Source organism: Paraburkholderia sp. GV068, assembly GCF_003058125.1.
GTDB classification, from domain to species: Bacteria; Pseudomonadota; Gammaproteobacteria; order Burkholderiales; family Burkholderiaceae; genus Paraburkholderia; species Paraburkholderia graminis.
Genome location: NZ_QBUB01000006.1, coordinates 43395 through 58155 on the forward strand (window position 1 = coordinate 43395; position 14761 = coordinate 58155).

13 protein-coding genes are annotated in these 14761 nt (G+C 62.6%); 6 read left to right on the forward strand and 7 right to left on the reverse strand.

Annotated features, from left to right (window positions below; translation table 11 throughout):
- Positions 1 to 104 precede the first annotated feature (104 nt).
- On the forward strand, positions 105 to 623 hold the full coding sequence (locus C8K18_RS14285; protein WP_006050321.1) for a sigma-70 family RNA polymerase sigma factor: 519 nt from the start codon (positions 105 to 107) through the stop codon (positions 621 to 623).
- Positions 620 to 1477 (forward strand): anti-sigma factor, encoded by an 858-nt coding sequence (locus tag C8K18_RS14290; protein ID WP_006050322.1) that lies wholly within the window; start codon positions 620 to 622, stop codon positions 1475 to 1477. The genes C8K18_RS14285 and C8K18_RS14290 overlap by 4 nt, the downstream gene beginning before the upstream one ends.
- A 30-nt stretch (positions 1478 to 1507) precedes the next feature.
- Here the strand turns inward: C8K18_RS14290 and C8K18_RS14295 are convergent, their stop codons facing one another.
- Positions 1508 to 2389 carry an AraC family transcriptional regulator gene (locus C8K18_RS14295; RefSeq protein ID WP_006050323.1) on the reverse strand — a complete coding sequence of 294 codons (882 nt, stop codon included), beginning with the start codon at positions 2387 to 2389 and terminating at the stop codon, positions 1508 to 1510.
- A gap of 180 nt (positions 2390 to 2569) precedes the next feature.
- Here C8K18_RS14295 and C8K18_RS14300 point away from each other — a divergent pair, with 180 nt between their 5' ends.
- The 4 genes from C8K18_RS14300 to C8K18_RS14315 all read left to right on the forward strand — a co-directional run bounded on the left by C8K18_RS14300 (position 2570) and on the right by C8K18_RS14315 (position 6346).
- The gene (locus C8K18_RS14300; protein ID WP_107707854.1) at positions 2570 to 3466 is read left to right on the forward strand and encodes an NAD(P)H-binding protein; all 897 of its coding nucleotides are present in this window, start codon (positions 2570 to 2572) and stop codon (positions 3464 to 3466) included.
- A 420-nt stretch (positions 3467 to 3886) separates the two neighbouring features.
- Positions 3887 to 4687 (forward strand): DUF4118 domain-containing protein, encoded by an 801-nt coding sequence (locus C8K18_RS14305; protein WP_107707855.1) that lies wholly within the window; start codon positions 3887 to 3889, stop codon positions 4685 to 4687.
- Between the two features lies 1 nt (position 4688).
- Positions 4689 to 5570, forward strand: coding sequence for a carboxylesterase (locus C8K18_RS14310; RefSeq protein ID WP_107707856.1), 882 nt, complete (start codon positions 4689 to 4691; stop codon positions 5568 to 5570).
- A complete protein-coding gene (locus C8K18_RS14315; protein WP_107707857.1) occupies positions 5567 to 6346 on the forward strand; it encodes a MipA/OmpV family protein in 780 nt (259 codons plus the stop codon). The genes C8K18_RS14310 and C8K18_RS14315 overlap by 4 nt, the downstream gene beginning before the upstream one ends.
- A gap of 11 nt (positions 6347 to 6357) precedes the next feature.
- Here C8K18_RS14315 and C8K18_RS14320 read toward each other — a convergent pair whose 3' ends face one another.
- The 6 genes from C8K18_RS14320 to C8K18_RS14345 all read right to left on the reverse strand — a co-directional run bounded on the left by C8K18_RS14320 (position 6358) and on the right by C8K18_RS14345 (position 14731).
- Positions 6358 to 8634 (reverse strand): filamentous hemagglutinin N-terminal domain-containing protein, encoded by a 2277-nt coding sequence (locus tag C8K18_RS14320; RefSeq protein ID WP_107707858.1) that lies wholly within the window; start codon positions 8632 to 8634, stop codon positions 6358 to 6360.
- 215 nt (positions 8635 to 8849) lie between these two features.
- The gene (locus tag C8K18_RS14325; protein WP_107707859.1) at positions 8850 to 10577 is read right to left on the reverse strand and encodes a tannase/feruloyl esterase family alpha/beta hydrolase; all 1728 of its coding nucleotides are present in this window, start codon (positions 10575 to 10577) and stop codon (positions 8850 to 8852) included.
- 65 nt (positions 10578 to 10642) lie between these two features.
- Positions 10643 to 11383, reverse strand: a complete 741-nt coding sequence (locus C8K18_RS14330; protein WP_107707860.1) for a beta-ketoacyl-ACP reductase — start codon at positions 11381 to 11383, stop codon at positions 10643 to 10645.
- A gap of 47 nt (positions 11384 to 11430) precedes the next feature.
- Positions 11431 to 12222, reverse strand: coding sequence for an SDR family oxidoreductase (locus tag C8K18_RS14335; protein WP_107707861.1), 792 nt, complete (start codon positions 12220 to 12222; stop codon positions 11431 to 11433).
- A 79-nt stretch (positions 12223 to 12301) separates the two neighbouring features.
- Positions 12302 to 13657 carry an MFS transporter gene (locus tag C8K18_RS14340; protein WP_107707862.1) on the reverse strand — a complete coding sequence of 452 codons (1356 nt, stop codon included), beginning with the start codon at positions 13655 to 13657 and terminating at the stop codon, positions 12302 to 12304.
- 135 nt (positions 13658 to 13792) lie between these two features.
- On the reverse strand, positions 13793 to 14731 hold the full coding sequence (locus C8K18_RS14345) for a 3-keto-5-aminohexanoate cleavage protein (RefSeq protein ID WP_107707863.1): 939 nt from the start codon (positions 14729 to 14731) through the stop codon (positions 13793 to 13795).
- Positions 14732 to 14761: the final 30 nt, after the last annotated feature.

Below are 14761 nucleotides of genomic sequence, written 5' to 3' on the forward strand. Positions count from 1 at the left end.
TCCGCTCACGCGTGTTCGCCCTACAACTGCCCTACAACACGAGCGACGCTCCGACGCAGCGCCGCGCTTCCTGCCCACGAGAGGCCCCATGACCGGGATCAAGAATGGATGTCCGTGACGAGTTGATGGAACACGTGCCGCGCCTGCGGCGCTACGCGCGGGCGCTGATCAACAATCGCGACCTCGCGGACGATCTGGTGCAGGACACGCTGGAACGCGCGCTCGGCCGCACCGGCATGTTCCAGCCCGGCACCGACCTGCGTGCGTGGCTCTTCACGATCATGCACAACGTGTTCGCCAATCAGGCCCGCAAGGCATCGTCGCGCGCGGTCCATGTGGCGGTCGACGACGAAAGCGTCCACGAAGCCGAGTTCGCCGTGCCGGCGCCTCAGACGCGCTCGCTGGAAATGCGCGATCTCGACTACGCGTTGCAGCGTCTGCCGGTCGACCAGCGCGAAGTGGTGCTGCTCGTCGGCCTCGAGGAAATGAGCTATGCCGACGTCGCGCTCGCGCTTAACGTGCCCATCGGCACGGTCATGTCGCGGCTTTCGCGCGGACGCGAACGGCTTCGTGCATTGATGGCGGGCAGCCAGCCCGGTGCGAAATTACAGGTGGTGCGATGAGCGACCAACATACCCCGATCACTGAAGAAGAGCTGCATGCTTACGTGGACGGCACGCTGTCCGACGAACGGCGCGCCGACGTCGAGCGCGCGCTCGAACAGAATCCCGAACTGGCTGCGCGCATCAGCGATTATTTTTCGCTGAACAGCCTGTTCCACGATCGCTACGACCGCGTGTTGAACGAACCCGTGCCGAAGCGCTTGCAGCCGGCCGCGCCGCCGCATTCGCGCCGCTCGCGCATCGCCGCCAACTGGCCGCAATTCGCGGGGATGGCGGCGGCGCTGGTGATGGGCGTCGGCATCGGCGTCGGCACGCATATGGGGCAGGACGCGATGCAGTCGGTGGCGGGCTTCTCCGTGGGTTCGTCGACGGGTTCTTCCAATACGCGCCCGGTGAGCGCGGACCGAGCCGAGGTCTTCGCCCGCCAGGCCGCGGTTGCGCACGTCGTGTATATGCCGGAGGTCGACCGCCCTACCGACATGAGCGCCGATCACGAGCAGGATTTCGTGCAGTGGCTCGCGAACCGTCTCGGCACCAACGTCCATCCGCCGATGCTCGCGAAGCAAGGCTTCTCGCTCTCCGGCGGGCGCCTGCTGCCCGGCCCGGACGGCCAGATGGCCCAGTTCATGTATCGCGGACCGAAGGGCGAACGGGTGACGCTGTGCATCTCGCGCCGCCAGGTGAATGCGAACACCACGGCGTTCAAGCTGTACCAGGACGGACCCGTCAACGTGTTCTACTGGGTCGACGGCGACTTCGGCTATGCGGTGTCAGGCGGCATCGACCGCAAGCAGTTGCTGCAGCTCTCGCATGACGTGTACGCGCAATTGACCGGCGCGACGCAGACGGATTGATGCGCCTGCGCTGGTGAACCACCGCGCACGTCAGCGCGCGGCCGACTTCACCAGTTCGCGCGGCGTCACGCCGAGCAGCCGCCCAATCCAGTGCGCCATGTGGCTCTGGTGCGAGAAGCCGGCCTCCAGTGCAATCTGGCTCGCGGAGAGCCGGCCTTGCAGCAGCATCGTTCGCGCGCGTTCGACGCGCCGCTGCACCACGTACTGATGCACCGGCACGCCGAGCGTCGCGCGAAACAGCACCTTGAAATGCGGCACGCTCAGATCCGCCTGCGCCGCGAGTTCGCTCAGCGTGAGACGGCGGTCGAGATGCGCTTCGATGAAGTCCGTCACGCGCGCCGCTGTTCTCGGAGCGAGCGTGCGCTCCTTGCCGTCGAGCGACGGCGCCCCGCCGATCAGCCGCACCACCATCGCCGTGCACAGGCTTTCGGCGTATAGCGGATCGGACGCGTCGTCGGCTTCCAGTTCGGCGCGCAACGCCCACGCGAGATGCTGGAAGCGCGCATCGCGCATCTGGAATTGCGGGCGAATCTGCGCGTCGCTTGCCTTGACTGCCAGTTGCTCCGCTGTCTTGCGCGCGAACTCCTCGCCGATCCAGACGCTGAAAATCGTGCAGGCCGATTCGTCGCTCCATTGGCCGTCAAGTCCCGCGGGAATCACGTCGGCGTCGCCGTGCGCCTGAATGCGCGAGTGCGGCTTCTCGTTGCAAAGACAATGCGCTCTGACCGGCCCGCCCACATGCACGCCGACCCGATGATGCTTGAGCGCCGGTATCCGGTGCAAACCCGCCGACACGTTGACCAGCTCCGCGCCGAAGCCTTGCCAGCCGAGCGTTTTGCTCGAGCGCAGCGCGATGCGGGAGCCGCTGTGCGCGGGCGGAATCTGAGTCGGGACAGGTATGACGGCGTTCATCGTTTGTCTCGCGGATGGCAGTCGATCTGCGGGCATTGTGCCGGGTTTTTCGCGGCTTCGCTCGGTGTGCGGCTATCGTCAAACGACCATCCGAAGCTGTTCATTTGCATCCGCGCATGCGCGTTTTTTGCGGCACGCGTCCTTATGATCGGGCCATGACGATCCAATAAGGAGCCTTACGTGTTCGTGATTTTTGGAGCAGGCGGCAAGGTGGGCAACGCAAGCGCGGCTGCGTTGCGGCGCGCGGGCTGCGACGTGCGTGCCGTGGTCCACAACGCCGCGCAGGCCGCGCCGCTCATCGAGCTGGGTTGTGAGGTGGCGATCGCCGATCTGCACGATCCTGCGTCCGTGGCTCGCGCCATCGACGGCGCGCACGCGGTGCAGATGCTGTGTCCGGTGCCGCGCGATCACGACGATCCGGCGAGCGCGATGCACCGCATGATCGACGCCAGTGTCGACGCGTTGCGCGCGAATCCGCCGCAACATGTGCTCGCGCTTTCGGATTACGGCGCCGAGCACGCGAGCGGGACGGGCATCACCACGCTGTTCCACTACCTGGAGACGCGGCTCGGCACGCTCGACACTCGCCTGACGTTTCTGCGCGCCGCCGAACATATGCACAACTGGGCGCGCGTGCTGCCGGTCGCGTTGGCGAAGGGCGTGCTGCCGAGCCTGCATCATCCGCTGGACAAGCGCTTTCCTACCGTGGCCGCGCAGGATGTCGGCGCGCTGGCGGCTCAACTGCTGATGGACGGCAAGCCGCCACGGCATTCGCCGCGCGTGGTGAGCATCGAAAGCGAACAGCGGGTGAGCGTGATCGACGTCGCGCGCACGATTGCCGATGTGGCCGGCCGCGCAGTCACCGCCCACGCGGTGCCGCGCGAGCAATGGGCCGCGATGCTCGCCGGAGCCGGTCTCGGCGACGGACACGCGCGCCTGATCGTCGATCTCTACGACGCGCATAACGCCGGCCGCATCGACGTGCAAGTCGGCGTCGGCGAACGGCGTTTCGGTCCGACGACGCTGACGCAGGCGTTAGCGGCAATCGTGCCGCGCGACGCAGCGCTTAGCGCCTGACGGGAGGATCGATATGTCGACCTGTGTTCTACGGCATGCAACGAGCAAGCGACGCGTGAATACGAGCCGCCTGCTCGCCGTCGCGTTGGCGCTGGCGGGGCTGATCGGCTGGCGCGCGGTTCGCGATCTCCTTGCCGCGATTCCCGATAGCAACGACGACTTCGGCTTGTTTTAGCGCCGAAGCAATGACCTTAGCCCGCGAACGACTGTCCGCACCGCGCGGGCGCTTGCGCATTGCATCGCGCCGCGACACCACGCCCCACGTCTTAAAACTCGCGCAACCATCGGCACTGGATTAAACTTTGGCGGCTCGTTCGGCCGCCGCGCTCAAAGTTTGGTTCACCGAACGACTTATCGGCTAAATCTTTCTCCCCTATTGCCGTTAACGAGGTGAAAGGTTCTTAAGTTTGCGTCGGGTGCATGGAAGTCATAAATTCAAGACGGTGGGCGCCGCGGGGCCGGAACAGGTGGATCGCCGCAGCCGCGGCACTCGGTGCCGCCGCGATCATCAGAGCGATCCTGCATCCGCTGCTCGGGCCGTTCATGCCCGGCACTGCTTTTCTGATCGCCGCGGTGCTCGTCGAGTACTACTGCGGCCTCGCGCCCGCGTTATGCGTGATGCTGCTCGGGCTTTGCCTTGCCGATTATCTTTTCGTGCCGCCGTATGGCCACATCGACGTGATCGACGCGTCGGATCTGCATCTGCTGATCTCGTACCCTCTGCTCACGATTCTCATCATCAGCCTCGTTGAACGTTTGCGGCGCGCGCAGTATCGCGCCGAACTGCTTGCGGCCGTCGCGCAGTCGCGCTACGAAATGCTGCTGCGCCATGACAACGAGCGGCTGCTTGCCCGCCGGGCTACCGATGAAATGCACCGCATGCTGCGTCATATCGCGCAGTACAACCGCTCGCTGATTCTCATCAAGGCGCTCGATCCGGCCAACAGCTTGCCGCCTGGCAGCTTCGTGGCCGCGGCCGCCACGGCAACACCCAATGCCCTCGTCGACGACGCATCGTTGCACGCGGGCATCGCCTATTGCGCGAAGCATACGCAGGTGCACGAGGAGGATCTCGCACACGTGCGCGTCCATCTGACGCCGGGCCATCACCGTATGCGTTTTCTCTCCGGCGCCCGCGACGACTGGCGGCCGGTCGAATGCGTGTGCGATCGCTTCACCACGTCGTCCGGTGAATTCCTGGTTTTGCGCGCGGATGACTGACATGAACGCCACGCCATTTTCAGGCATCGACGGCAGCGATCACGCGGTCCTGCTGCTGCATGGTCTGTCGAGCTCGCCGCTCGAGTTGCGCTTTCTCGCCCGGCTGCTTGCCGACGAAGGCTTTGCCACGCATACGCCGGAATTGCCCGGCTACAGCGCAGGCACCGGACATCAGCCGATGGAGCAATGGATCAGCGCAGCCGTCGCGGAGTTCGACCGGCTCGCCGCACGGCATCGGCACGTCTCGATCTGCGGTCTTTCGATGGGCGCGACGCTCGCGGCCGCGGTTGCGCACGAGCGGCCCGCTGCCCGCGCGTTGCTGCTGCTGTCGATCACGCTCAACTACGACGGCTGGGCGATTCCCTGGTATCGCTTTTTGCTCGACTACGTGTATTACACGCCGCTGCGCTCGCGTTATCGCTATCGTGAGCAGGAACCCTACGGGCTGCGCAACGAGGCGTTGCGCTCGAAGATCGCGCGCGCGATGCAGAAGAACGACATCAGCGAAGTCGGACCGGCGTTCATCGGCTTGCCGGCGCTGCACGAGGCCGGCCGCCTGGCGGGCTCGGTAAAGAAGAAGCTCAAGGGCATCGGCACCGATTGCCTGATTATTCACGCCATCGACGACGAAACCTCGAGCCCGCATAACGCGCGATTCGTCGGGACCACCATCGGCGCGTCATTCTTGCGAACCATCTGGCTCGACGACTCCTATCACATGATCACGTCCGACAACGAACGCGAAGTCGTGGCGCGCGAATGCGCACTCTTCCTGCGCGAAAGCGTGGCCGCCACCGTGTCGAGCCATAACCCGGCGCCCGTGGTTTCTCGCGCGCTTGCACGCCGCCTGCGGCAACTGGCGACTGTGGCGAGGAAAGCATGAAGCGCACATTCGTGCTCAAGGCGGCAGTGTGCGGCTTTGCAGTGGCAACTTGTGCCGGCGCGGCTCACGCCGACGAACAGCAAGCAGCAAGCGACTGGAAAATATCGGTCGGGCCGGGCTTGTATGTGTTTCCAAAGTACCCAGGCTCTTCGCAGATCCAGGTGCTGCCGTTTCCCGTTCAGGACATTTCATGGAAGGACCGTGTGTTCTCCCAAGGTCCGGATGTGCTGGGCGTCAATGCGCTCGCGGGCGAGAACTATCATGCCGGGGCCTCGCTGAGTTTCGATTTCCAGTCGCGAAAGAGCTCCGACGATGCGCGGCTCAAAGGCTTGCCCGATGTGCACGTCGGACCGAAGCTGCGGCTTTTTGCAGACTATACGTGGTGGGCTTTCACGGGCTCGGCGGCGGTCTACAGGGACATCGCCGGAACCGGGCAAGGCCTGACCGCGATGGCGGACCTCTTCGTATCGGCGCCGCTCGGCAAACTGCTGCTGTCCGCAGGGCCTGGCGTGACATGGGCGAACGCGACATACACGCAGACCTTCTTCGGCGTGAATGCGCAGGAAAGCGCCGCGTCGGGCCTGCCTCAATATGCGACGCATTCGGGCTTGCGCGACGTGCACTTCAACGTCAACGCGCTTTATAAATTCGACGCGCACTGGTCGGCCAACGTCGCGGCTGTCGTCGGGCGTCTGCAAAAGTCGGCCGCCGGCAGTCCGATCACCGAGCGGCGTCTCGATCTGAACGGCATGGCTTCGGTGTTGTATCGGTTCTAGCGCACCGTTCGCTAGTGTTGTTCGACCTGCCAGCGCAGCACAGGATGCGTTGCGCCCGCAGGCATCGTCCACGCGCCGTTGCTGCCGAAGTCCCAACCGGCGAAGCTCGCCGGATCGCTCATCTGCGCGGTCGTCAGTCCGTTCGAGGGCGGCAGATTACCGCCGCTCGTCGCCACGCCCGTCGTCTCGGCGTTCCAGTACACGTTGCTGCCAAGCCCCGAGCAATAGGCGCAGACGCCGCCTACCTGGCGCAAGCTGTACGCCGAGACCTTGCCGGTTGCGAACGACTCCGTGACCGTGCCGCTGTTGATATTCACGAGTCCTCCGGACGAGCCGCGCGACTCGTTGGCCGACACATTGCCGGTCGCATACGACTGCGTGATGGTTCCTGTGTTGTTGAACACGAGGCCGCCGCCACCCGAATCGGCGACGACATCGGCACTGCTGCCCGAACGCGCGATGGTTCCCAAGTTATCGCCGACCAGTCCGCCGATCGACGCGCCTGCACCATTGGTCGGCGCCGAGATTCCGCCGGAGGTGAACGTATTGACGATCAGGCCGTGGTTACTGCCGGCCAGAATCCCGATGGACCTGAACGACGGCGCGTAGATATGCGAGTTCGCGTTGATGTTCACGTCGCGCACCACGGCGTTTGCGGCGATATCGCTGAACACCGCATCCGAGTCGGGCGAGATGTTCAACACCGTGTGCCACATGCCGTCGAACTGCCCGGAAAACGACGTATGGTCCGCGAAGCCGAGCGTCTTGAACGCATAGCCGTTTGCGTCGATGTCCTTGCCTAGCGCGTAGTTGCCGGCCATGTCGTTGGCTATGTTCTGCAGATCCTGCGCCGAATTGACGAGCTTATAGCCGGTGGCCTGCGTGAGCAGGCCGCTGTACTCGGGCGCGCGCCAGGCGCTATTGCTCAGCACGACGCCGGGCGTATAGCTGCCGGTCATGTCGTAAAGCGCGTTGACGGTGCCGGTACTCGAGGACCAGTCGATCATGCCGTTATTGGCGACGCTGCCGCCGTTGTCGATGCCGCCCGCGTCCGCACGCAGCGTGAGTGCGCCGCTGCCCTGGTTGCCGAGCGTCGCGCCCGAGGCGATCGAAACACTATGCGCCGCGTTGAGCGCGAGCGATGCGCCGCCGGTCCATTGAATGCTCTGCGCGACGTCGATATCGCCGCTCTGGCCCGCCGCGCCTGTCGTCGTCATGTTGATCGACGTGCCCGCGCTGAGGCTGCGGGCAAAGGCGCGCGACGCGCCGTCATCGAACGTGTATGCGGGCAGCGTAACGTTCCATTGCCCTGCGGTGACTTTCGCGAGATCGCCCCAGAAGGTCAGCAGTCCCGTCGTGGTATCGACGATGCCGCCGGTTCCGTCGGCGCGCTGCGCGCCGACGTTGCCCGCGAGAATCACCTGGCCCGCGGTGCCCGCCACCAGCCACACATGTCCGTCGCGCGTCGCGGTGCCGGTTGCGCGCACTGCATCGTTGTGGCCGGCGAGCGCATAGATGTTGCCGTCCACGGCTTGCAGGTTCACCTGCGCGGCTTCGATTGCGCCGGTATTGACGATCGCGCCGCCGCTTGCGGTCTGCACGAACATCTGCTGCCCGCTCGACGAATCCTGCAGCAGCACCTTGCTGCCCACAGCGATTTCAGCCGTGCCCTGCGGCGCGCTGATCGTGCCATAGTTGTCGACTTCCTTCGCGGCGATGAGCAGCACATCGCCGTTCGTCGAGCCGATGTGGCCGAGGTTGACCACACGCTGATCCGACTGCCCGGAGAACGTCAGCGCTCCGCCGTTCATGAACGACGCGTTGTCGGTGTCGAGTGTCGAAGCAACGAAGCGGCCGCCCGTCGTGACCACGCCTTGCGCCCCGACCACGACGCCTTGCGGATTGATCAGATAGACGCTGCCGGTCGCGTTGAGCTTGCCGAGAATCGACGATGGCGATCCGCCTGTCACACGGTTTAGCGTCGCACCGGAACCGTTGTTGAAGACGACCGTGTTGTTGCCGCCGATCGAAAAGCTGTTCCAGTTGACGACGCCTCGCGTCGAACCCGGTTGCGTGACGGTCAGCGTATTGCCGGCGCTGGCAATCGAACCGCTGCCGCTCACATAGGCTCCGCCTTGCGGCAAGGTGCCTTGCGCAAGCACCGGGGCCGCGCACGACATGCCGATGAACAACGCGAAGACAGAGACCGGGATAGAGATAGAGACGGGGACGGCGGGCAGGTTGCCCGAGGCGCGCGGCGGGCGCATGGAGAACATATCGCGTGACATACTTTCCCCTCTTTTATACAAGCGGAATGGCATGCCACTCTGCCGGGGCCTTTGCCTCTGTTTTCAGGGCGTGGCCAATGCAGCATAGGCCATAAATTGTGCTCTTAACTAACAGGAACTCTCAGCGTTTTGTGCCTTGATGCCTGCGTTTTGTGCCGACTCCGAATCCGTCGACCGCGTGCACACGCACCGCGGCCCCTGCACGGTTCGTTCGCTCACTGCACAACACACTCGAAAGAAGCAGCCTGATTCACGTCGCCGCCCTGATAACGCGGCCATTTCGGATAATCGCATAGCGGCCGCGTGCGACCGGGAACGCCGGCGGTGTCGGTAGTCACTTGCTCGACCGGAGCCTTGCCTCTTTCGACCCATTGCTGAAGCGCCGACAGCGAATCCCAAGTGGCGTTAAACGTACTGCTTGCCGCGTGGCCCATCCCCGGAATCTCATAGAAGCGCACGAACGACTCGACCTGGCGAACGCCGAATTGCGCTTGCAGCCGCCGATAATATTGCTCCGTTGCACGCGTGCTGACCAGTACATCGGATAATCCATGAACGAGCAGCAGCTTCCCGCCACGTTCCTTGAACGCAGCAATGTCGGTGCTTGCGTCGAGTTGCGAACTGAGTTCGCTGATACGGTTCGCCCATACGCCCGGTTGCTCCGGATCGACCGATAGCGAATTGAAGTTCGGGTCGCGCGTGACCGAGTACTTGATCCACTGATCGGTCAGCACGCTGATATACGGTGCCGTCAAAGGCATCGGATTGGCCGGCTGTGATGTACCGAACGCGAGGAACGTAACCACAGGCTCGACGGGAGAACTGCGCGTGACGATGCCGAGGTCGGCGCCCCATACGTTGTAGCCAGGATATTGAGTCTCGCCGCTCGCGAGCCGGAAGCGAAAGTGGGTGGACGTATTGATTGTTTTCAACGCTTCGATTTGTGCGTCCGACAGGCAATTGTCGCCGGTGTCCACGCCTTTCGCGCAGCGCAACGGAGCACCGTTGAGCGTGGCAATAGACGGATCGAATCGCGCGTTGCATTGCTGCTGATCGCTGATCAGGCCGTCGGCGACGCCGTCGAGCGCGTCGCATGCCTCAATCGCCGCGTCGTACAGTGCCTGCCGTTTGCCGACGGAAAGATAAGCGCCCGGTTTCGCCAGTGCGCGGTTCATGCGTTGACCGCCGAGTAGCGCCGCTGCGTCGTCCCATGCCGGATACCATGCAATCGCACCGTCCCAATCCGACGGCCAGCGCTGGATCGCCGTGACAGCTTCGCGCCCGCCCGTCGAGCCGCCTGCGAAATAGGCCTTGCGTGGCAAATGCGCATAGCGGGCCTTGATGATCGCGAGCGCTGCGTCGTGCGTTTTCTTTAATGCGTCGCCGCCGAAATTCCTGACCGCCTCGTCGTTCAGGCCAAAACGTCCATCTTGCGAGGCGAGCGCGTTCGCCTGATGGCCCGAGTCGCTTGCGAACGTCGCATAGCCGCGGCCAAGCGGTACGGTTTGGTCGACCGGGCCATTGGGCACGTTGCCCGCCACATTCGGAATCGTGCCGTCAAAACCACCGCCGCCGAACATCACGACTTTGTCGTTCCATTGCGCGGGCAACGCGACCTTGAATTGAATGTCGGGCGCGGATCGGTCGAGTGGCGAGATCTTGCCGGTGACCTCGCAGTATTCCGCTAGAGCGGTTGCTCCGCTTCCGCTCGCTGCGACTGGCTTTGCGGCGGTGACGGCCGCTCCCGAGGTCGGCAAGCCTATTTCCGAAGCCGGCACGATAAAGCCTTGCAATCGCTCGCACGCGGCCACGTGACCGGCGGGCAGAGTCGCAGCTATGCCGGATGCGGGAATCGCCGATGTAATCAAAAGCGCGGCAACGAGCGCGGCAGGGAGCGCGACGGCGCGCGCGACTTTCAAATTGCGAAGGTGAACTCGAATCATGATGTCTCCGTTATGACCGACTTTTTCGCAACGCAAATGCCGCGCGCTGCTTGCACGTTGTGCCGCTACAGCGTCATGCCGCCAGACGCTTCGATAACAGCGCCGTTGATATAACTCGCTTCGTCGCTCGCGAGAAAGGCGTAGATGTTGGCGATTTCTTCGGGCTTGCCCAGGCGCCGCAACGGGACCTGGTTTCTCATCTTCTCGAGTACTTCGCCGGGTACGGTCGCCAGAATCGGCGTGTCGATAAAGCCCGGCGCGACAGCGTTCACGCGGATGCCTTTAGGGCCGAGTTCACGGCTCCATGTTTTCGTGAATCCGATGACGCCGAACTTGGACGCCGCGTAGTTCGTCTGCCCGTAATTGCCGTAGATTCCGACGACCGAACTCGCATTGAGAATCACGCCGGCCTGCTGGCCGATCATGCAGTCGAGCACGGCTTGAGTGGCGTGAAAAACGCCGCGCAGGTTGACATCCATGACGTCTTCGAATTGCTCGACCGTCATGTTTTGCAGGCGCGCATCACGCGTAATACCCGCGTTATTCACCAGCACGTCGATGCGCTTGAAGCGCTCCTGCACGCTGGCCGCCATATCCCGAACGGCCTCACGATCGGCCACGTTGACGGTGAAGCCCACCGCTTGCGCGCCCGCCTCACGGCACGCGCCGACCACCGATGTCACCGCATTGGCATTCACGTCGCATACCGCGACGCTCGCGCCCTCGCGTGCGAATTTGAGTGCCGTCGCCGCGCCGATTCCCTGGCCCGCGCCTGTGACGATTGCAACCTTACCGTTGAGTCTCATTGGATCTGCGTCCCTGGGTAGTGAGTTGTTTTGATGTCGGTATGCCGTCAAAGATATTCGACGTTGCCATCCACGCTGATGGCTTGCCCGGTGATGTTGTAGCCCGCCGGCGATGCGAGGAATAGCGCCATCGCGGCAATGTCGTCGACGGTCACCATTCGGCGCAGTGAGATCTTTTTCAGGTACTGCTCTTTCATTTCGTCGAACGACACGCCCGTCGACTCGGCTCGCGCGGCGATCACCCTGTCCATTCGCTCGCCTTGCACGACGCCTGGCAAAATGGCGTTCACGCGAATGTTCTCGGGCCCAAGCTCGATTGCCAGCGACTTCACCAGTCCGACAATCGCCCATTTGGTCGCGGCGTATGGCGTGCGAAACGCGTACCCGAGCCGCCCCGCCACCGACGACATTGCAATGATCGCCGGGCAATCCGATGTCTCTTTCAGCAGCGGTACGGCCTTATGCAGGAAGTAGTACTGGCTGTTGAGATTCGTCGAAATGGTTCGTTCCCAGTCGTGCGGTTGAATGGATTCGACGTCGCCCGTCGGACCCGCGATGCCCGCATTGTTGATCAGAACGTCGAGTCCGCCGAGCCTCGCGCGCGCGTCGTCGATAATCTGGTCGACCTGCTCGCGATTTGCCACATCCGCGACGCCGGTGTAGAGCTTTGGGTTCCTCTCTTCGGCTTTTTCTACCGCCGACGCATCGACATCACAGATATAGACCTGTGCGTCTGCTTGAACAAATGCATCGGCAATGGCTGCTCCAATTCCCGCGGCTGCGCCGGAAATAAGTACGCGCAGACCGGGCCTCGGTTTGAGAAGCTCGAAAGTATTCATGTGTCGCACCGACAAAATAAAATCGAATAGGGAATAAAGCTGTTTCCGGGCTTATACGCTTTCATGGCGATGCCGGCATTCAGCTTTTGGATGTGTTGAGTTGCGCGCCATTGGCCGTCGCCGGGATCGGACGATCCGCAGCCCGGATGGCTTTCGCAAGGAGCGGCACGAGACACAGGCCGAGCACCGATGCGACCACCACGACGTTAAAGCCCGAGTCGCTTCTGCCGGTTATCGTCTCGGCGAGCCCGAAAAGATAAGGTCCGACAAAGCCGCCCAACAAGCCGATCGTATTGATGAAAGCAAGTCCGGCCGCAGCCTGCACGCCTTGCAATCGCTTCATCGCCACGGCCCAATACGAAGGCAGAATGCCGCCCGCGAAAAAGCCGGTGATGCCAAGCAGCGTGATTTGTGCCGCCTGATTTTTCGTCGCGATAAATGCGCACGCGGTGATAACCACGCCCGCAGTCAGCACACCCAGGAAGCCGCAGTCATTGCTTATCCGGCGGTGAATGCGCGGCAGTGTGAGCACGCCGAGCAGAAAGCCAATGCCGACACTACTCGACAGTAAGCCGACGAGAAGCGGCGACTTAACATGCATCTGTCCGACAATCGACGGAGTGAAAAAGTACAGGCCCACGAACGCTACCTGATTCAGAAAGTAAATCAGTGCAATGAGTACCGTGGTCGGACGCTTCAGTGCGGCGATCCAGTGCGCCGACGTCAGTTCGGCGTGACCGTGCGTGTCGATGACCGCGTTATCCTCGAGCGCCTGCGCTTCTTCTGGCGTTAGCCACTTCACCTCGCTGGGCCGGTTCGGCAGCTTGAAAAAGAGGATGATGCCGACCACGATGGTGGGCAGACCTTCCAGCAGAAACATCCACTGCCATCCGTGCAGACCGCCGATTCCGCCCAGTTGCATCAGCCCCGCACCGAGCGGATTGCCGATAATGAGCGCAATGGAAGGAGCGGTATAAATCCAGCCCACGGCGACCGCCCGGTCTTTAGGCGCGAACCACAGCGTCACCATGTACATCAAGGCCGGAAAAAGCCCTGCTTCCGCGACCCCAAGCAATACCCGCAGAACGTAGAAGGACAGCTCGCCTTGCACAAACATCATCGCCGTGGATAACGCTCCCCAGGTGACGGCAATACGCGCAATCCAGGCCCGCGGACCGACGCGGTGCGCCGCCAGATTACTGGGCACTTCGAGAAGCGCATAACCGATAAAGAAGATGCCGGCACCCAGCCCGTAGGCCGCCGCACTAATGCCGAGATCGGCCGCGAGTGCGCTCTTGGCCAGCGCAACATTCGTGCGGTCGATAAACGACATGAAGTAGATCGCGCACATTAACGGAAGGAGCCTCGCCATCGCCTTGCGAGTCGCTCGCCAGTGCGTGTCGCCGAGGCGGGGGTCAACAGTAGCTGCAGTCATGATGTCTCCGGAAATTGTCCTGCCTGTTTTTTCTTGTGTTGCGCGCCGGGCGATTGCCAACCGGCGCTGCAGGATAAAAAGTACTTCGGCTTGCGAGCCTTTTGCGCGCAATGCCATCTGCTTGATGCTCAATGCTTAATGCGAGACGCTTTCGCGCCCTTTCAATCCGAGCATCGCGCGGGCATCGGCCGGCGTCGCGATTTCGAAAGAAAGCTCTTCGAGAATTCTGCGAATCTTGCGGACCTGCTCGGCATTCGAATGTGCTTTCACGCCACGCGACAAGTAGACGCTGTCTTCGAGACCGACGCGAACGTTGCCGCCCATGATGGCGCCCATCGTCACGAGCGACATTTGATGACGGCCGGCGCCAAGAATAGAAAACTGATAGTTTTCACGTCCGAATAGACGGTCGGCAGTCGAACGCATCAATGCAAGGTTCTCTGGATCAGGACCGATGCCGCCGAGAATGCCGAACACGGATTGAATAAAGAACGGCGGCTTGATGAGCCCGATGTCGATGAAGTACGCGAGGTTATACAAGTGCCCGACGTCGTAGCATTCGAATTCGAAACGCGTGCCGTAGTCATGAAACTCGGTGAGGATGTTCCTGATATCGCGGAACGTGTTCCGGAAGATCATGTCCTCCATGCCTTCGACGTATTCCTTCTCCCAATCGAATCGCCAGGAAGATATTCTGGCCGCGACCGGATGCAGCGAGAAGTTCATCGAGCCCATGTTCAGCGAGCACATCTCGGGTTTGGCGACGCGTGCGTAGGCCAAACGCTCGTCGAGCGTCATGCGCGTGCTGCCGCCAGTGGAGATGTTGATGACCGCGTCGGTCTGCGCGGCAATCGCGGGCACGAACTGGCGGAACACTTCGGGCGCAGGCGTTGGCCGTCCGTCTTGCGGATTGCGTGCATGCAGATGAAGAATCGCCGCGCCGGCCTCGGCGGCCTCGAGTGCTTGAGTCTTGATGTCATCGGGCGTGAGCGGCAGATATTCCGACATCGACGGTACATGCGCCGAGCCTGTCACTGCGCACGTAATGATGACTTTACTGGTCGAATTTCCCATTTCAATACCTATCGTGTTGCGGCTGATGCA

Excerpts from the sequence above, each read along its gene's own strand:
- C8K18_RS14285 (WP_006050321.1), top strand. The coding sequence starts at position 105 with ATGGATGTCCGTGACGAGTTGATGGAACACGTGCCGCGCCTGCGGCGC.
- C8K18_RS14290 (WP_006050322.1), top strand. The coding sequence starts at position 620 with ATGAGCGACCAACATACCCCGATCACTGAAGAAGAGCTGCATGCTTAC.
- C8K18_RS14295 (WP_006050323.1), bottom strand. The coding sequence starts at position 2,389 with ATGAACGCCGTCATACCTGTCCCGACTCAGATTCCGCCCGCGCACAGC.
- C8K18_RS14305 (WP_107707855.1), top strand. The coding sequence starts at position 3,887 with ATGGAAGTCATAAATTCAAGACGGTGGGCGCCGCGGGGCCGGAACAGG.
- C8K18_RS14310 (WP_107707856.1), top strand. The coding sequence starts at position 4,689 with ATGAACGCCACGCCATTTTCAGGCATCGACGGCAGCGATCACGCGGTC.
- C8K18_RS14315 (WP_107707857.1), top strand. The coding sequence starts at position 5,567 with ATGAAGCGCACATTCGTGCTCAAGGCGGCAGTGTGCGGCTTTGCAGTG.
- C8K18_RS14320 (WP_107707858.1), bottom strand. The coding sequence starts at position 8,634 with ATGTCACGCGATATGTTCTCCATGCGCCCGCCGCGCGCCTCGGGCAAC.
- C8K18_RS14325 (WP_107707859.1), bottom strand. The coding sequence starts at position 10,577 with ATGATTCGAGTTCACCTTCGCAATTTGAAAGTCGCGCGCGCCGTCGCG.
- C8K18_RS14330 (WP_107707860.1), bottom strand. The coding sequence starts at position 11,383 with ATGAGACTCAACGGTAAGGTTGCAATCGTCACAGGCGCGGGCCAGGGA.
- C8K18_RS14335 (WP_107707861.1), bottom strand. The coding sequence starts at position 12,222 with ATGAATACTTTCGAGCTTCTCAAACCGAGGCCCGGTCTGCGCGTACTT.
- C8K18_RS14340 (WP_107707862.1), bottom strand. The coding sequence starts at position 13,657 with ATGACTGCAGCTACTGTTGACCCCCGCCTCGGCGACACGCACTGGCGA.
- C8K18_RS14345 (WP_107707863.1), bottom strand. The coding sequence starts at position 14,731 with ATGGGAAATTCGACCAGTAAAGTCATCATTACGTGCGCAGTGACAGGC.